The organism is Streptomyces thermocarboxydus, from assembly GCF_024760485.1.
Taxonomy (GTDB): Bacteria; Actinomycetota; Actinomycetes; order Streptomycetales; family Streptomycetaceae; genus Streptomyces; species Streptomyces cellulosae.
This window is the reverse complement of record NZ_CP058273.1, coordinates 3,499,097-3,514,674: the sequence shown is the minus strand read 5'-3', so window position 1 is coordinate 3,514,674 and position 15,578 is coordinate 3,499,097. Positions and strand designations below refer to the sequence as shown.

Below are 15,578 nucleotides of genomic sequence, written 5' to 3'. Positions count from 1 at the left end.
CCCACTCATGAAGATCATCCTTACCCACGAGGTCTCCGGCCTCGGTGCCGCGGGCGACGTCGTCGACGTCAAGGACGGCTACGCTCGCAACTACCTGATCCCGCGGAAGCTCGCGATCCGCTGGACCAAGGGTGGCGAGAAGGACGTCGAGCAGATCCGTCGTGCTCGCAAGATCCACGAGATCCACACCATCGAGCAGGCCAACCAGGTGAAGGCCCAGCTCGAGGGCGTCAAGGTCCGCCTGGCCGTCCGCTCCGGCGACGCCGGCCGTCTCTTCGGTTCCGTCACCCCGGCCGACATCGCTTCGGCGATCAAGGCCTCCGGTGGCCCCGAGGTCGACAAGCGTCGCATCGAGCTCGGCGCGCCGATCAAGACGCTGGGCGCCCACGAGACGTCGGTGCGTCTGCACCCCGAGGTTGCCGCCACGGTCAACATCGAGGTCGTCGCCGCCTGAGGGCAGCGCTCGCTGAAGCAGTGAGCATGGGGGCCGTACCCGTCAGGGTGCGGCCCCCATCGCTGTTTCTCGAGGGGTGGGGTTTCGCGTGAAAACGGCATCAGCTCCGTGTTTCACGTGAAACGTTCAGCGCGCCGCACCCGTCACGACCCAGCGGCCGGAGCGCGACCGCAGCCACAGGGTCAGCATCCGCACGGTCATCATCAGCGTCATCGTGGCCCACAGCGCGGTGAGCCCGCCGCCCAGGACGGGCACCAGCAGGGCGGCAGGGGTGAAGACGGCAAGGGTCACGAGCATGGCCCACGCCAGGTACGGCCCGTCTCCCGCGCCCATCAGGACACCGTCCAGCACAAAGACGATGCCGCAGATCGGCTGGGACAGCGCCACGATGATCAGGGCAGGAAGCGCCGCGTCCTTCACGGCCGCGTCGCTGGTGAAGAGCGGCAGGAACACCGGCCGTGCCAGTACGACCAGCACGCCCAGGACGACACCTACGGCGACACCCCACTCGACCATGCGGCGGCATACGTCCCGCGCGCCCTGCGCGTCACCGGCTCCGAGGTAGCGCCCGATGATGGCCTGCCCCGCGATCGCGATGGCGTCAAGGGCGAAGGCGAGCAGGCTCCACAGGGAGAGGATGATCTGGTGGGCCGCGATGTCGGAGTCGCCCAGCCGGGCGGCGACCGCCGTCGCGATCATCAGGATCGCCCGCAGCGAGAGCGTCCTCACCAGTAGCGGCGCACCCGCCTGAGCCGACGCCCGGATCCCGGCGGCGTCCGGACGCAGAGAGGCCCCGTGCTTGCGTGCCCCGCGCAGCACCACGGTCAGATAGACCGCGGCCATGCCGCACTGCGCGATCACCGTGCCCCAGGCGGACCCGGCGATGCCGAGGCCGGCGCCGTAGACCAGGACGACGTTGAGGATGCCGTTGGCGACGAAGCCGGCGACCGCCACGTAGAGCGGGGTCCGGGTGTTCTGCAGTCCACGGAGCACCCCGGTCGCCGCGAGGACGATGAGCATGGCCGGGATGCCGAGCGACGAGATGCGCAGATAGGTGACGGCGTACGGGGCGGCGGTCTCGGAAGCGCCGAAGAGGTCCACGAGGGCGGGCGCCGTGGGGAGGACGACGGCCATGACGGCGGCGCCGAGCAGCAGCGCCAGCCAGATGCCGTCCATGCCCTGACGGATGGCGGCGGGGAGGTCACCGGCGCCCACGCGCCGGGCGACGGCCGCCGTGGTGGCGTAGGCGAGGAAGACGAAAACGCTCACCGAGGTCACGAGGAGGGCCGACGCGACGCCGAGTCCGGCGAGCTGTGCCGTGCCGAGATGGCCGACGATGGCGCTGTCCGCCATCACGAACAGGGGCTCGGCGACGAGGGCGCCGAAGGCCGGGACGGCCAGCATGACGATCTCTCGGTCGTGCCGGCGGCGGGCGGCCTTGGGGCGTGCGGGGGCCTGTGTCATGTGCACCAATCTAATCATCCACAGGTAAGAGATGCCAGCACTTTGCGACCCTTACTCTGTGGCTCACGGTGTGGGGTTGCGTACACCTGCCGAACGGATCTTGATCCCCGTGGGAAAGTTTTTCTTCTGCACAGCCGGTGGACGGCAAATCACCAGGTCAGAGGCTTCTTCACAAGGTGTTCACGGGCTTGTTCACAGCGCTGTCCACCGGCTCGTGCACAGGTTTCGTGGAGTTCTCCACAGCTCTGGGCCCGCTGTCCACACGGCCTGTGGATAACCAGATTGGCTGACGGTGCCGACGGGCCTACGGTGGTCCGGCGCCTGCTCCGTCCACCGGTTTCGGAAACGTCACAAAACCGGCGTCCGACAAGCGGAGTTGGGCCCCCTTATTTGTCAGTGTCGTGCCGTAGAAGTGAGTGGCACGGCGAGATCCGCTCCGGCGGACGGGAGGAGGTGGCTCGGTGAGCATTTCCGAGCCCTTGGACGACCCGTGGGCCGACAGCGGTCCCAGTGATCGTCTGCCCGCCTCCCGTCGTACGGGCGATCACGGCAGAGGCCGGGACGAGCAGCACGACCGCGGTCCGGACCGGGGCGTGTGGGACGGCGGAGGCTCGGCCTTCGAGCGAGTCCCGCCCCAGGACCTGGAGGCGGAGCAGTCCGTGCTGGGCGGCATGCTGCTGTCCAAGGACGCCATCGCCGACGTCGTCGAGATCCTCAAGGGCCACGACTTCTACAAGCCGGCCCACGAGACGATCTACACCGCCATCCTCGACGTCTACGCCAAGGGTGAGCCGGCCGACCCGATCACCATCGCCGCGGAGCTGACCAAGCGCGGCGAGATCAACAAGGTGGGCGGGGCGTCGTACCTGCACACCCTGGTACAGACGGTGCCGACGGCGGCCAACGCCGCGTACTACGCGGAGATCGTGCACGAGCGGGCGGTGCTGCGCCGCCTGGTCGAGGCGGGCACGCGCATCACCCAGATGGGATACGCGGCCGACGACGACGTCGACGAGATCGTCAACCGCGCCCAGGCGGAGATCTACGCCGTCACCGAGCAGCGCACCAGCGAGGACTACCTGCCGCTCGGCGACATCATGGAGGGCGCGCTCGATGAGATCGAGGCGATCGGGTCGCGCAGCGGCGAGATGACGGGCGTGCCCACCGGGTTCACCGACTTCGACTCGCTCACCAACGGACTGCACCCCGGTCAGATGATCGTCATCGCCGCGCGTCCCGCGATGGGCAAGTCGACGCTCGCGCTGGACTTCGCGCGGGCCGCCTCCATCAAGAACAACCTGCCCAGCGTCATCTTCTCGCTGGAGATGGGCCGCAACGAGATCGCGATGCGTCTGCTGTCCGCGGAGGCCCGCGTCGCGCTGCACCACATGCGGTCCGGCACGATGACCGACGAGGACTGGACCCGCCTGGCCCGCCGGATGCCGGACGTCTCGGCCGCCCCGCTCTACATCGACGACTCGCCCAACCTGTCGATGATGGAGATCCGCGCCAAGTGCCGCCGGCTGAAGCAGCGCAACGACCTGAAGCTGGTGGTCATCGACTACCTCCAGCTGATGCAGTCGGGCGGCTCCAAGCGCGCCGAGAGCCGCCAGCAGGAGGTCTCGGACATGTCCCGTAACCTCAAGCTGCTCGCCAAGGAGCTGGAGATCCCGGTCATCGCGCTGTCCCAGCTGAACCGTGGTCCCGAGCAGCGCACGGACAAGAAGCCGATGGTCTCGGACCTGCGTGAGTCGGGCTCCATCGAGCAGGACGCCGACATGGTCATCCTGCTGCACCGCGAGGACGCCTACGAGAAGGAGTCCCCGCGCGCGGGCGAGGCCGACCTGATCGTCGCCAAGCACCGTAACGGCCCGACGGCCACCATCACGGTCGCCTTCCAGGGCCACTACTCGCGGTTCGTGGACATGGCGCAGACCTGAGTCGGGGGCGGGGCGGCCCTCGGCCCCGGAACAGGCGCCAGAAGGCCAGGGCCGTCTCTTCGGCCGAGGCCGGTGTCTCGTCGGCGACCCAGGTGGCGACCACCGCGATCAGGGCGCCGGCCAGGTAGGCGGCATGCAGTTCGGCCGGTACGTCCTCGAAGCCGGCGGGGCGGCGTCCTTCGCAAAACGCCGCGGTGAGTTCCGCGGTCAGCCGCTCCCGCAGGCGCGCGGCGAACAGCGCGTTCCCCTGGTCGCCAGCATGCGCCGGTACAGCGGCCTGCTGTCCGAGACGCGCCGGAACAACGCGTGCAGGGGTGGGGGTGCCTCGTCGCGCGGTGCGTCGAGGGGGCAGAGCGCCGCTGCCCGGGCCACGTGGGCCACGGCGTCGGCCATGGCATTGGTCACCAGGGCGTTCACGTCGGGGAAGTGCTGGTAGACGGTCGCCCGGTTGACGCCTGCCTGTCTGGCGATCTCCGACATGGTGATCGCGCCGATCTCCTTGGTCGCGGCCAGTTCCAGGATGGCCTTCCGCAGCCGGGTCCGGCTGGGCCGTGCGCGGGGGTCGTGGGCCTGCATCGGCAAGCGGCGTGTGGGGAAGGCCCTGTCCGCAACTCGGGCGGTGGCACCGTACGCGCCTTCGACCTCCTCGCCGGGTCGAAGACCGTCACCGGACTGACCATGGCGCGGTTCGCACGGACTCGGCGCGACCTCTACGCCCGGCACAGCCGGGAGCTGTGGGAGAGCGCCCTGTCCGGGCGGCTGCGGCCGGTCGCCCACGCCCGCTTTTCGCCGGCGGAAGCCGCCCGGGCGCACGAGGTCGTCGAGGAGCGCGCCCATCTCGGCAAGGTCGTCCTGGTCCCCTGACGCGACCCCGGGCGCGTCCGGCCGACTCACCTGCTGAACTGGGGGCATGACGTCACCTCAGGAAGAACTGCTGCCCGGCACCCGGCGGGCGCTGCTGCACCGGATCGCCGTCGCGCAGACGGAAGGGCGGGCGCCCTCACTGGTCGCGGCCGTCGTGCGGGACGGGAGGACCGTGTGGAGCGGGGCCCGGAGCTCGGTGGAGGGGGAGGTCCCGGACGGCGACGTCCAGTACCGGATCGGTTCGATCACCAAGACCTTCACTGCCGTTCTGGTGATGCGGCTGCGTGACGAGGGTCTGCTCGACCTCGCCGACCCGCTGGAGAGGCACCTGCCCGGCACCGGCGTGGGCGACGTGACCGTCGTCGATCTGCTCGCACACCGCGCCGGGCTCGCCGCCGAGACGCCCGGCCCCTGGTGGGAGCGGACACCCGGCTCCCTGCGTCCCCAAATCGCCGACGTCCTGGGGGAGCGTCCCCTCATTCATCCCGTGGGCCGGCGCTTCCACTACTCCAACCCCGGCTACGCGCTCCTCGGCGCGCTGGTCGAGAAGCTGCGCGGGGCGCCGTGGGCGGACGTCCTGCGGCGTGAGGTGCTCGAACCGCTGGGGCTGCACCGCACCACCGTCGAGCCCGTGGCACCGCACGCGGGCGGCTGGGCCGTGCACCCGTGGGCCGACGTGATGCAGCCCGAGCCGCTGGAGAACCTGGGCGTGATGGCTCCCGCCGGACAGCTGTGGTCCACCACCGGCGACCTGGCGCGCTTCGCGGCCTTCCTGGTCGCGGGCGACGAGCGGGTGCTGAGCGCCGGCTCGGTGCGGGAGATGCGGACGCCGGCGGCACCGGCCGAGGCGGCGGACGTGGCCGACGGTTACGCGTACGGCCTGGGGCTCGAGCTGCGCCACCAGCACGGCAGGGCGCTCGTCGGGCACACCGGCTCGCTCCCGGGGTTCCTGGCCTGCCTGACGATGGGGCTCGCGGACGACGTCAGCGCGGTGGTCCTGGCCAACTGCACCTCCGGCCCCGCTCCGTTCACCGTCGCCGCCGACCTGGTGCGGATCGTCGCGGAGGCGGAACCCCGTATCCCCGCCCCCTGGCGGCCGATCCCGGAGGTCCGGGAGACCGACGCCGCCGCGCTCGACCTGGTGGGCCAGTGGTACTGGGGGACGTACGCCTTCGGGCTGCGGTTGTCGGCCGACGGGCTGCTCGCGCTGGAGCCGCTCTCCGGGAAGGGGCGGCGTTCCCGCTTCCGTCCGGACGGTGACGGCGGCTGGGTGGGGCTCGAGGGCTATTACGCCGGCGAGGTGCTGAAGCCCGTACGGCGCACGGACGGCACGGTCAGCCACCTCGACCTCGGCTCGTTCGTGTTCACCCGGCAGCCGTACGAAGAGGGCGCCCCGGTGCCCGGCGGCGTGGACGCCAAGGGGTGGCGGGGCCTGCAGTAGGTCCGAGGGAGCTCGACCCCGACGGACGCGGAGCGGCCGTGTTTCACGTGAAACACGGCCGCTCCCTCACAACGCCAGCTTGAAGCCCACATGCGACGCCGTGAAACCGAGCCGCTCGTAGAAGCGGTGGGCGTCGGTGCGGGTGTTGTCGGAGGTCAGCTGGACCAGTTGGCAGCCCTCGCGGCGGGAGGTGTCGATCGCCCACTCGATCAGCCTGCCGCCGAGGCCGCCGCCGCGGGCGTCCGCGTGGATGCGCACTGCTTCGATGAGCGATCGTGTGGCGCCGCGTCGGGACAGTCCCGGGATGATCGTGAGCTGAAGCGTCCCGACGATCCGACCGTCCTGGACGGCGACGACAAGGTGCTGGTTCGGGTCGGCGCGCAGCCGTTCCAGCGCGGTCAGATAGGGCGCGAGGTCGTCCGGTGACTCGCGCTGCGCACCCAGTGGGTCGTCCGCCAGCATGGCGACGATCGCCGGGACGTCGTCGGCGGTCGCCGGCCGTATCTCAAGGTCTTCCATGCCGCGCACTTTATGCGGGCACCGGCGCCTTCAGCGTCTCGACGGCGCGGACCAGCGGGGCGAGGTCGGGGTTCTTCGCCGCCTCGTCGAGCGCCTCGCGCAGCGCCGTGTCGTTGGTGGGCCGCGCCTCCTCCAGCAGCTTGAGGCCGGCCTCGGTGACGTCGGTGTAGATGCCGCGCCGGTCGGTGGGACAGAGGTAACGCTCCAGCAGACCGCGGTCCTCGAGCCGGGTGACCAGCCGGGTGGTGGCGCTCTGGCTGAGCACGACCGCGTCGGCGACCTGCTTCATCTGCAGATGTCCCCCCTCCCCGGAGTGCTGTCGGCTCAACACGTCGAGCAGCGAGTACTCCCGCACGCTCAGATCGTGCTTGGCCTGCAGGGCGCGCTCGATGTGCGCCTCGATCCTCCCGTGCAGCAGCGAGAGAGCACACCAGCCCTGGGCGAGGGCGGTGAGCGCGGGGTCCGTGGCTGTCATGGGGTGATTCCTCCGTCCAGCAGGGTCTGACACCCAGGGTAGAACACGAACGAAATATCCCGCGCTTGCAAGTATCCCGCGTCTGCAATTATTGTTGAGTCTCGTTAAGCGCTACCGCAATCTCCGGAAGGTCTGTTCCCTCATGCCTCTCGCGCTTCTGGCCCTCGCGATCGGGGCCTTCGGGATCGGCACCACCGAATTCGTGATCATGGGCTTGCTGCCCGAGGTCGCGGGCGACTTCGGTGTCTCCATCCCCACCGCCGGTTACCTGGTGACCGGCTACGCCCTGGGTGTGATGTTCGGCGCCCCCCTGATGACCGTGCTCGGCACCAAGATCACCCGGAAGCGCATGCTGATGCTGCTGATGGGCCTCTTCGTCGTCGGGAACCTGCTGTCGGCGCTGGCCCCCACCTTCGGCCTCATGCTGACCGGACGGGTGGTCGCCTCCCTGGCCCACGGCGCCTTCTTCGGCATCGGCTCCGTCGTGGCCGCCGACCTGGTCGCCCCCGACAAGCGGGCCGGCGCCATCTCCCTGATGTTCACCGGTCTCACCGTCGCCAACGTGGTCGGCGTGCCGCTGGGCACCCTGGTCGGCCAGTCCCTCGGCTGGCGCGTCACCTTCGGCATCGTCGCCGCGCTCGGCGTGGTCGGCCTGCTGGGCGTCGCCAAGCTGGTGCCCGACATGCCGAAGCCCGAGGGCGTGCGGCTGCGCCACGAGCTGGCCGCCCTGAAGAACGTCCAGGTTCTGCTCGCCATGGCGATGACCGTGCTCGGCTTCGGCGGCGTCTTCGCGGCGATCACCTACATCGCGCCGATGATGACGCACGTCGCGGGCTTCGCCGACGGCTCCGTCACCTGGCTGCTGGTGCTGTTCGGCCTCGGCATGGTCGGCGGCAACCTCGTCGGCGGCAAGTACGCCGACCGCGCCCTGATGCCGATGCTGTACGTGTCCCTCGGCGCCCTCGCCACCGTCCTGGCGCTGTTCACCCTGACCGCCCACAACAAGATCGCCGCCGCGGTCACCATCGCCCTCGTCGGTGCGCTCGGCTTCGCCACCGTCCCTCCGCTGCAGAAGCGGGTCCTGGACCACGCGCACGGCGCGCCCACCCTGGCCTCGGCGCTCAACATCGGCGCCTTCAACCTGGGCAACGCGCTGTCCGCCTGGCTGGGCGGCCTCGTGATCGCCGCCGGACTCGGCTACACCGCTCCCAACTGGGTCGGAGCCGTCCTCGCCGCGGCCGCCCTGGCACTCGCCGTCCTCTCGGCCGGTCTCGAGCGCCGTGAGCGGGCGGCCGGCGCCCCGGTCGCCGGCGCGGCCCCCGCGGAGCGGCCGACCGTCGCCACGCACTGACCGGCAGCGCCTCCGGGCGCGGGGCCAGGGCCGTCCCCGCACCCGCCGATCCCCTCCCGTCCGTCATGACGGACATCGCACGAACCGCAAGGAGAACCACCTCATGACCACCACCGCCGTCGCCCCGCTGACCACCGCGGACGCCGAGACCCTCGTCACCGCCGCCGTCGAGGCCGCCGAGAAGGCCGGTGTCACCGTCAGCGTGACCGTCCTCGACGCGGGCGGGCACCTGCTCGCCTTCCGCCGGGACGACCGGGCCGTGCTGATCTCCGGGGAGACCAGCACGTGCAAGGCCTACACCGCGCTGCAGCTGAACACGCCCACCGCCGACCTGGTGGATGCCGTGCAGCCCGGCGGCCTCTTCCACACCCTGCCGACCGCCCTCGACCGGCCGCTGCTCTTCATCGCGGGCGGCGTGCCGGTACGGCGTGACGGGCGGCTGATCGGCGCCGTCGGCGTCGGCGGCGGCGCCCCGGAGCAGGACCACGGCTTCGCCACCGCCGCGGCGGAGTCCCTCGCCTGACGACGGACGGGCCCCAACACCCCGTACATCGCAGCACAGCGCGCCTGTACGGCGCACCGCACGGCGACGCCGGTCCCTCAGTGCACGCGGGACCGGCGTCGCCGTCCGTGCACACCGTCAGGCGGCCGCCACCGTCACCGGGGCGAACCGCCTGCTCCAGTCCCCCGGCAGTTCCGTGATCCCGTGCGTCATGACGGCGTTGAGCGTGACCGGCGCGAGGCCGTGCTCCTTCACCCAGTCGAGCAGCTCGCGGTGCCGGACGTCGATGTCGGTGCGCAGCGGCCGGTTGGTGTGGGAGGCCAGGGAGGCGATGAGCGCCTGGGCGGGCGCGGTGTCCCGGGCGATCAGCGGGCCCACGACATGCGTGTCCATGTTGGGCCAGGCGGCGGCGTAGCCGGTGATCCGTCCGTCCTCCTCGGCCACCCGCAGCTGGTCCGCGAAGGCGGGCAGGCGGGTCACGATGTGCGTCCGGTCCATGCCGAAGACCTCTTCGTCGAGCCGCAGGATCGCCGGGAGGTCGTCAGCGGTGGCCGTGCGGGTCAGGACCTCCGGCCGGCCGGACGGGACGAACCGGCCGCGCACCATCTCGGCCTGCCCGGTGACCTTGAAACCGAGCTCCTCGTAGAGGGGGCGGCCGAGGGGTGTGGCGTACAGGGTGAGGGGAGTGGTGCCCGCCTCCTCGACGACATGGCGCATCAGCCGGCGCCCGAGGCCCTGACGGGAGTGGCGCTCCGCGACGAGCACCATGCCCACGGCCGCCAGCGAGGGCTGCTCCCGGGGCCCGTACTCGGTGACGACGCAGGCGGCCGCCAGGCCGCCGTCGGGGGCGTCGACGCCGTGGCCGCGTCCCGCCGCGAGCAGGAGTCCCCACTTGTGCTCCTCCCGGGGCCACCCCCGGTCCTCGGACAGGTCGGCGCAGGCGGTGAGATCGCGCAGCGTCAGACGGCGGATGGGCAGGGAGTCGAGAGAAGGTGTCGGCACGCAGGTCAGGCTGTCCGACCGGAGCCTTCGGCGTCCACCCGTTTCGGCAGATGCGTACGTGCTTTTGGCCATCCCGTCCAGGCCGTCATCAGCCCAGGTCGGAGGCGTGCAGCGCGCGCACGCCCTCGATGTTGCCGTCGAGGTAGTGCCGCAGGGACAGCGGTACGAGGTGGACGGAGGCGATGCCGACCCGGGTGAAGGGCACGCGCACGATCTCGTACTCGCCGGCGGGTTCCTCGACCTCCGGGCCGTGCCGCAGGGACGGGTCCATGGACTCCAGACGGCAGACGAAGAAGTGCTGCACCTTCACGCCGGTCGAGCCCTCGTCCTCGCCGATGTGCTCCACGGTGTCCACGAAGCACGGCACCACATCGGTGATCTTGGCGCCCAGCTCCTCGTACACCTCACGGTGCAGGGCGTGGACGACGGTCGGATCCCCCGGCTCGACCCCGCCCCCGGGCGTGACCCAGTACGGGTCCACACCGGGTTTGGTGCGCTTGATCAGGACCAGGTGATCGCCGTCCAGCAGAACGGCTCGGGCGGTGCGCTTGACCACGGGTCGGACGGTCATGGGGGGAATGTGGCCCAGCTGGTTCCACGTGAAACATCGCCGGACGCCCTTGCTCCGGCCACAGACACCGGGTGCGCCGGCACCCCCGTCAGCACCAGTCGGAGGCCGCCCGCTCCAGCCACCCATGGGCCCGCGCGATGTGCGGCATCGCCAGTGTGCCGGTACGGACGGCGAGGAAGTAGGTGCGCAGCGGAGGCACCGCGGGTTCGTGCAGGGCCACCACCTCGCCGCGTTCCAGCGCGCCCGCGCACAGATAGCGCGGCAGCACGGCGAGGCCCGCCCCGGCCGTCGCGCACGCCAGCACGGCGCGCAGATCCGGGACGATCACCGTGCCCGGGCAGACCGGACGGGAGTCGAACACGGAGGCCCAGTAGCGGGCGACGAAGGGCAGCGACTCGTGCACCTCCACGACCGGGACCCGCTCCAGGACAGCCGGGCCGGACCGCCGCAGCGTCCCGGTGCCGATCCGCCCGGCCCATTGCGGGGCGGCGACCAGGACGTGCTCCTCGTCGCAGAGCGCGGTCGCCGAGAGCAGGGCGCCGCGAGGGCGGACGGTGCTGATGGCCAGGTCGTGGTGGCCGGCGGCGAGCCCTTCCAGGACCTCGTCGGCGGTGCCGAAGGACGCGCGGAGGGCGAAGCCCTGGCCGTCCTCACCGGTCAGCTCCGTGAGCGCGGGCAGCGCCCGCTCGGCGGTGAACTCGGGAGGCCCGGCGAGATGCAGGGTGCGTAAGGAGGAGTCCTCCTCCAGCCCGGACTCGGCTATCTTCACCAGCGCGTCCAGGTGGGGCGCCGCCTTGTGGGCGAGTTCGTCGCCGATCGTCGTGGGTGTCACCCCGCGTGCCTGCCGCAGGAACAGGGGCCGTCCGACCTGCCGCTCCAGGGTTCTGATCTGCGAGGTGACCGCCGGCTGCGAGAGGCCCAGCAGGGCGGCCGCGCGCGTGAAGGAACCGGCCCGGTGCACGGTCACGAAGGTCCGCAGCAAGGCCAGATCCACGGCACGCACCCCTCCCTCGTCGGCCCGCCGCAGACCGGACGGAGCCAACTATAAATTTGTCGATAGGTCGCTGTCGTTACTGTGATTGGACACTGACACTGAGTCAACTAGCCTGAGTCGCGCGGTTCTCAGCGCGCAGAACCGAGGACGGTCCGAGCCACGAGGGGGGAGGCTCGGACCGTCCGCAGGGGGTGTCGTCCATCAGAGGTGCGCAGGTCAGCCCGCTGTCACATCCAGCGCGCGCAGCACGTCCGCGATCAGGTCCTCCGGGTCCTCGGCGCCGACGGAGAAGCGGACGAAGCCCTCCGGCACCGCGTCCCCGCCCCAGCGGCCGCGCCGCTCCGCCGTGGACCGCACGCCGCCGAAGCTCGTCGCGTCGTCCACCAGACGCAGGGCGTCGAGGAAGCTGTCCGCCCGCTCGCGGGACGGCAGCGTGAAGGACACCACGCACCCGTAGCGGCGCATCTGCAGGGACGCGACCTTGTGCGACGGGTCGTCCGGCAGCCCCGGATAGCGCAGGCCCGTGACCTCCGGCCGCTCCCGCAGCGCCTCGGCGAGCCGCAGCGCGGTCGCGTTCTGCCGTTCCACGCGCAGCTGCAGCGTGGCGATCGACCGGTGCGCGAGCCACGCCTCCATCGGCCCCGGAATGGCCCCGACGATCTTCCGCCAGCGCCGGACCGCGGCCATCGCCTCGGCGTCGCGCCCGGTGACGTAGCCGAGCAGCACGTCGCCGTGGCCGGTGAGCTGCTTGGTGCCGCTGGCCACCGCGAAGTCCGCGCCCAGCTCCAGCGGACGCTGGCCCAGCGGCGTCGCCAGGGTGTTGTCGACGGCGACCAGGGCCCCCTGCGCGTGGGCCGCGTCGGCGAGCCGCCGCACGTCGCACACGTCGAGACCGGGGTTCGAGGGCGTCTCGATCCACAGCAGCTTCGCCCCGTCCAGCACCTCCAGCTGGGCGTCCCCGCCCGTCGGCGCCGTACGCACCTCGATGCCGTACGCCTCCAGCTGGGCGCGCGCCAGCGGCAGCGCCTGGTAGCCGTCGTCGGGCAGGACGACCGCGTCCCCCGCGCGGAGCTGCGAGAACAGCACCGCGGAGATGGCGGCCATGCCCGAGGCGAACACGAGCGTCTCGACGTCGCCCCGCCCCGGACCCTCCAGCTCCCCGATCGCCCGCTCCAGCAGGGTCCACGTCGGGTTCTCGTCCCGGCCGTAGGTGTACGGGCCGGTGGGGTCGCCCGGCAGATGGAAGTGGGCCGCGAACACCGGCCCGGGCAGGGTCGGCTCGTGCTTCACCGGCTCGGGCAGCCCGGCCCGCACCGCACGGGTGCCGTCGCCCGGCGTGCCTGCCGTGCCTCTCGTCGCGTCGCTCATGCCGCCCGTCCTTCCACCTGCTCACGTACCGCGGCGAGCAGCCCGTGGCTCGCCGCCTCCACCATCTCAAGACACGCGTCGAAACCCTCGGGACCCCCGTAGTACGGGTCGGGCACGTCGAGGTCGTCACCGGCCGCCGGGTCGAACGACCGCAGCAGCCGCACCTTCTCCGCGTCCCGCTCCGTGGGAGCGAGGCGGCGCAGCGCCCTGAGGTGACCGGCGTCCAGGGCGACGACGAGATCGAGCCGGCCGAACCACGACGGGTCGAACTGCCGGGCCGTGTGCTCGGCGTCGTAGCCGTTCTCCCGCAGGACGGCGACGGTGCGGGGGTCCGCGCCCTCGCCCTCGTGCCAGCCGCCGGTGCCGGCGCTGTCGACCTCCACCAGCTCCTCGAGCCCGGCCTCCGCCACGCGCGCGCGGAAGACGGATTCGGCCATCGGAGAGCGGCAGATGTTGCCGGTGCACACGAAGCAGACGCGGTAGGTCATGGTGGTCAGTCCCCGTCGGGCAGGATCACGTTCAGAGCCCAGGAGACCACGGAGATGATGAGTCCGCCCAGCACGGCCGTCCAGAAGCCGTCCACGTGGAAGCTCAGGTCGAACTGGTCGGCGAGCCAGGAGGTGAGCAGCAGCATCAGGGCGTTCACCACCAGGGTGAACAGGCCCAGGGTCAGGATGAGCAGCGGCAGGCTCAGCAGCTTGACCACCGGCTTGACCAGGAAGTTCACCACGCCGAAGATCAGCGCCACCAGGAACAGCGTGCCTATCTCCTTGCCGGTGCTGTCCCCGGTCAGGGTGATCTTGTCGAGGAGCCAGACCGCGACCGCGAGGGCTCCCGCGTTGGCGATCGTCTTGACGAGGAAATTCTTCATGTGTCTGATCGTGGCAGACAGCATCGTGATCGGGCAGTGAGGGCAGGGGCGGGACCCGTGAAGGCATTCAGGCTGGACGAACTCGAAGCGGAACGCGCCGCGAACGACGGGGCGTACCTGCAGTTCCTGCGGGAACGGAACATGTCGGTCGGTCTCTACGCCCTGGACGCGGGCGCCCAGGACCCGCAGCAGCCGCACCACCAGGACGAGGTGTACCTCGTGGTCAGCGGCCGCGCCTCGATCACCGTCGGCATGGAGACCACCGAGGTCGCGCGCGGCAGCGTCGTCTACGTGCCGGCCGGGGTGGCGCACAAGTTCCACCACATCAGCGAGGACCTGCGGGTCGTGGTGGTGTTCTCTCCGCCGGAGAGCTGAGGCCGGGCCCCGGGGTTCCCTAGGGGACGGGTCAGGGGAGGACAAGGGATCCGAAGCCCCCGTCCGGCCCCCGGCCGCCCTAGCATCGAGAGCGGACATCATCGACAGGACCCGGCGGACAGCGGGCGGAGAGGTAAGGACGAGGCCATGCGAGAGATCTTCACGGGACTGCCGTGGTGGGTGAAGTGGATCGCGGTGCCGGTCATCGCCCTCGTGGTGTTCGGCGGCCTGATAGCGAGCGTGGTCGGCTTCGTCATCGGACTGCTCTTCAAGGCGCTGGTGTTCGTCGCGTTGGTCGGCGGACTGATCTACGTGGTGCGGAAGTTCACGGCGAGCTCCTCGTCGCGCGACTGGTGAGCCGGCGGGAACCGGCGGGGCGGTAACGGGATACGCCGGTTCCCTCGGGTGGGGGAAGTTTCCGTCCAGGGCCTCCTGCGTGCGGTGACGGACGATTAGAGTCCGGAACTCGACGCGGGGCCGGTCCCCGCGAGCGGCGACCCCACCACCCGTGTTCCCCGCACGGGCTGCCCCCTCGCGTTACGGGAGTGACCCTTGGCCACGACTGGCACCGCCCCCGCCCCTCGGACCGCGGTCCCCCCACAGCCCCGTTCCCCGGCCCCGCCCACGTCTCCCCCCGGCGCGACCCTCATCGGCTCGGTCCAGCGCGCCATGCGCCTGCTGGAGACCGTCGCCGCCCACGAGCACGGCGCTCCCGCCAAGCAGCTCGCCCGGGAGACCGGACTGGCGCTCCCCACGGCCTACCACCTGCTGCGCACCCTGGTGCACGAGGGCTATCTGCGCCGCGACCGCGGGATGTTCTACCTCGGGGAGGCCGCCGAGCGGCTCGGCGGCAGCGGAGCCCAGCAGAAACGTCGCAGCACGGTGACCGACACCCTCGCCCGCTGGCGGGACGCGGTGGGCGTCCCCGTCTACTACGCCGTCTACCGCGACGGCGAGATCGGTCTGGTCGGCGTCGCCGACACCCCGGGCAATCCGGCCGTCGAGGAGTGGACCGACTTCCGGGAGACCGCCCACGCCCACGCCCTCGGCCAGTGTCTCCTCGCGCAGCTGGACGACGCGGCCCGGCGCGACCACCTTGACCGCTACCCGGTGCGCCCGGTCACCCCGTACACGGTGCGTGACGCCGTGAGCCTGCTGCGGCGCCTGGAACGCGCCCGGGAGGCGGATGTGGTGATCGAGCGTCAGGAGTACGCACTGGGGACGGTGTGCGCCGCGATCCCCCTCAAGGTCGGCGCGACGGCGGCCACCGTGGCCGTCTCGCTGCCCGTGCACCAGGCCGACCGGCTCCTTCCGACGGTCCAGCGGCTGCAGGCCGAAATGCGCTGCCTGCTCGGCTCGCTCGCACTGTCTATCAGTATCTGAAAAC

19 protein-coding genes are annotated in these 15,578 nt (G+C 71.3%); 9 read left to right on the top strand and 10 right to left on the bottom strand.

The features are described 5' to 3' along the window. Window positions 1-7 precede the first annotated feature (7 nt). A complete protein-coding gene (gene rplI / locus AY578_RS16195; RefSeq protein WP_019525358.1) occupies window positions 8-454 on the top strand; it encodes a 50S ribosomal protein L9 in 447 nt (148 codons plus the stop codon). Between the two features lie 126 nt (window positions 455-580). On the opposite strand, the gene AY578_RS16190 is transcribed toward rplI, so the two are convergent. Beyond that, the gene (locus tag AY578_RS16190; protein WP_019525357.1) at window positions 581-1,918 is read right to left on the bottom strand and encodes an MATE family efflux transporter; all 1,338 of its coding nucleotides are present in this window, start codon (window positions 1,916-1,918) and stop codon (window positions 581-583) included. Window positions 1,919-2,379: 461 nt separating this feature from the next. Here AY578_RS16190 and dnaB point away from each other — a divergent pair, with 461 nt between their 5' ends. Next, the gene (gene dnaB, locus AY578_RS16185; protein ID WP_026243900.1) at window positions 2,380-3,858 is read left to right on the top strand and encodes a replicative DNA helicase; all 1,479 of its coding nucleotides are present in this window, start codon (window positions 2,380-2,382) and stop codon (window positions 3,856-3,858) included. A gap of 207 nt (window positions 3,859-4,065) precedes the next feature. On the opposite strand, the gene AY578_RS16180 is transcribed toward dnaB, so the two are convergent. After that, window positions 4,066-4,434 carry a TetR family transcriptional regulator gene (locus tag AY578_RS16180; protein WP_202414566.1) on the bottom strand — a complete coding sequence of 123 codons (369 nt, stop codon included), beginning with the start codon at window positions 4,432-4,434 and terminating at the stop codon, window positions 4,066-4,068. Window positions 4,435-4,536: 102 nt separating this feature from the next. Between AY578_RS16180 and AY578_RS34090 the strand changes: the two genes are divergently transcribed. Continuing rightward, window positions 4,537-4,722: a zinc-binding dehydrogenase gene (locus AY578_RS34090; RefSeq protein WP_161107037.1), complete on the top strand. Its 186-nt coding sequence runs from the start codon at window positions 4,537-4,539 to the stop codon at window positions 4,720-4,722. A 46-nt stretch (window positions 4,723-4,768) separates the two neighbouring features. Further along, the gene (locus AY578_RS16170; RefSeq protein WP_161107038.1) at window positions 4,769-6,163 is read left to right on the top strand and encodes a serine hydrolase domain-containing protein; all 1,395 of its coding nucleotides are present in this window, start codon (window positions 4,769-4,771) and stop codon (window positions 6,161-6,163) included. 66 nt (window positions 6,164-6,229) lie between these two features. Here AY578_RS16170 and AY578_RS16165 read toward each other — a convergent pair whose 3' ends face one another. Continuing rightward, entirely contained in the window at window positions 6,230-6,682 is a 453-nt protein-coding gene (locus AY578_RS16165) for a GNAT family N-acetyltransferase (protein ID WP_215188622.1), read from the bottom strand. Window positions 6,683-6,692: 10 nt separating this feature from the next. Beyond that, complete coding sequence (locus AY578_RS16160) at window positions 6,693-7,157, bottom strand: MarR family winged helix-turn-helix transcriptional regulator (RefSeq protein ID WP_019525352.1); 465 nt, start codon at window positions 7,155-7,157, stop codon at window positions 6,693-6,695. A 142-nt stretch (window positions 7,158-7,299) separates the two neighbouring features. Between AY578_RS16160 and AY578_RS16155 the strand changes: the two genes are divergently transcribed. Then, entirely contained in the window at window positions 7,300-8,508 is a 1,209-nt protein-coding gene (locus AY578_RS16155; RefSeq protein ID WP_028960866.1) for an MFS transporter, read from the top strand. Between the two features lie 103 nt (window positions 8,509-8,611). Continuing rightward, on the top strand, window positions 8,612-9,031 hold the full coding sequence (locus AY578_RS16150; RefSeq protein WP_215188621.1) for a GlcG/HbpS family heme-binding protein: 420 nt from the start codon (window positions 8,612-8,614) through the stop codon (window positions 9,029-9,031). 117 nt (window positions 9,032-9,148) lie between these two features. Here AY578_RS16150 and AY578_RS16145 read toward each other — a convergent pair whose 3' ends face one another. The 6 genes from AY578_RS16145 to AY578_RS16120 form a co-directional block, all read right to left on the bottom strand. Then, window positions 9,149-10,012: a GNAT family N-acetyltransferase gene (locus AY578_RS16145; RefSeq protein ID WP_215188620.1), complete on the bottom strand. Its 864-nt coding sequence runs from the start codon at window positions 10,010-10,012 to the stop codon at window positions 9,149-9,151. Between the two features lie 88 nt (window positions 10,013-10,100). Beyond that, complete coding sequence (locus AY578_RS16140) at window positions 10,101-10,583, bottom strand: NUDIX domain-containing protein (protein ID WP_019525348.1); 483 nt, start codon at window positions 10,581-10,583, stop codon at window positions 10,101-10,103. A gap of 88 nt (window positions 10,584-10,671) precedes the next feature. After that, a complete protein-coding gene (locus tag AY578_RS16135) occupies window positions 10,672-11,577 on the bottom strand; it encodes a LysR family transcriptional regulator (protein ID WP_136238679.1) in 906 nt (301 codons plus the stop codon). A 216-nt stretch (window positions 11,578-11,793) separates the two neighbouring features. After that, a complete protein-coding gene (locus tag AY578_RS16130) occupies window positions 11,794-12,945 on the bottom strand; it encodes a cystathionine gamma-lyase (protein WP_136238678.1) in 1,152 nt (383 codons plus the stop codon). After that, window positions 12,942-13,433, bottom strand: a complete 492-nt coding sequence (locus AY578_RS16125) for a low molecular weight protein-tyrosine-phosphatase (protein ID WP_161107041.1) — start codon at window positions 13,431-13,433, stop codon at window positions 12,942-12,944. Before AY578_RS16125 ends, AY578_RS16130 begins: the two co-directional genes overlap by 4 nt. A gap of 5 nt (window positions 13,434-13,438) precedes the next feature. Then, complete coding sequence (locus AY578_RS16120) at window positions 13,439-13,816, bottom strand: phage holin family protein (protein ID WP_019525344.1); 378 nt, start codon at window positions 13,814-13,816, stop codon at window positions 13,439-13,441. 57 nt (window positions 13,817-13,873) lie between these two features. Between AY578_RS16120 and AY578_RS16115 the strand changes: the two genes are divergently transcribed. The 3 genes from AY578_RS16115 (at window position 13,874) to AY578_RS16105 (ending at window position 15,574) form a co-directional block, all read left to right on the top strand. Further along, window positions 13,874-14,191, top strand: a complete 318-nt coding sequence (locus tag AY578_RS16115) for a cupin domain-containing protein (protein ID WP_019525343.1) — start codon at window positions 13,874-13,876, stop codon at window positions 14,189-14,191. 147 nt (window positions 14,192-14,338) lie between these two features. Next, window positions 14,339-14,548, top strand: a complete 210-nt coding sequence (locus AY578_RS16110) for a DUF5326 family protein (protein ID WP_019525342.1) — start codon at window positions 14,339-14,341, stop codon at window positions 14,546-14,548. A gap of 291 nt (window positions 14,549-14,839) precedes the next feature. Beyond that, window positions 14,840-15,574 (top strand): IclR family transcriptional regulator, encoded by a 735-nt coding sequence (locus AY578_RS16105; protein WP_258907361.1) that lies wholly within the window; start codon window positions 14,840-14,842, stop codon window positions 15,572-15,574. The last annotated feature ends 4 nt before the right edge of the window (window positions 15,575-15,578 follow it).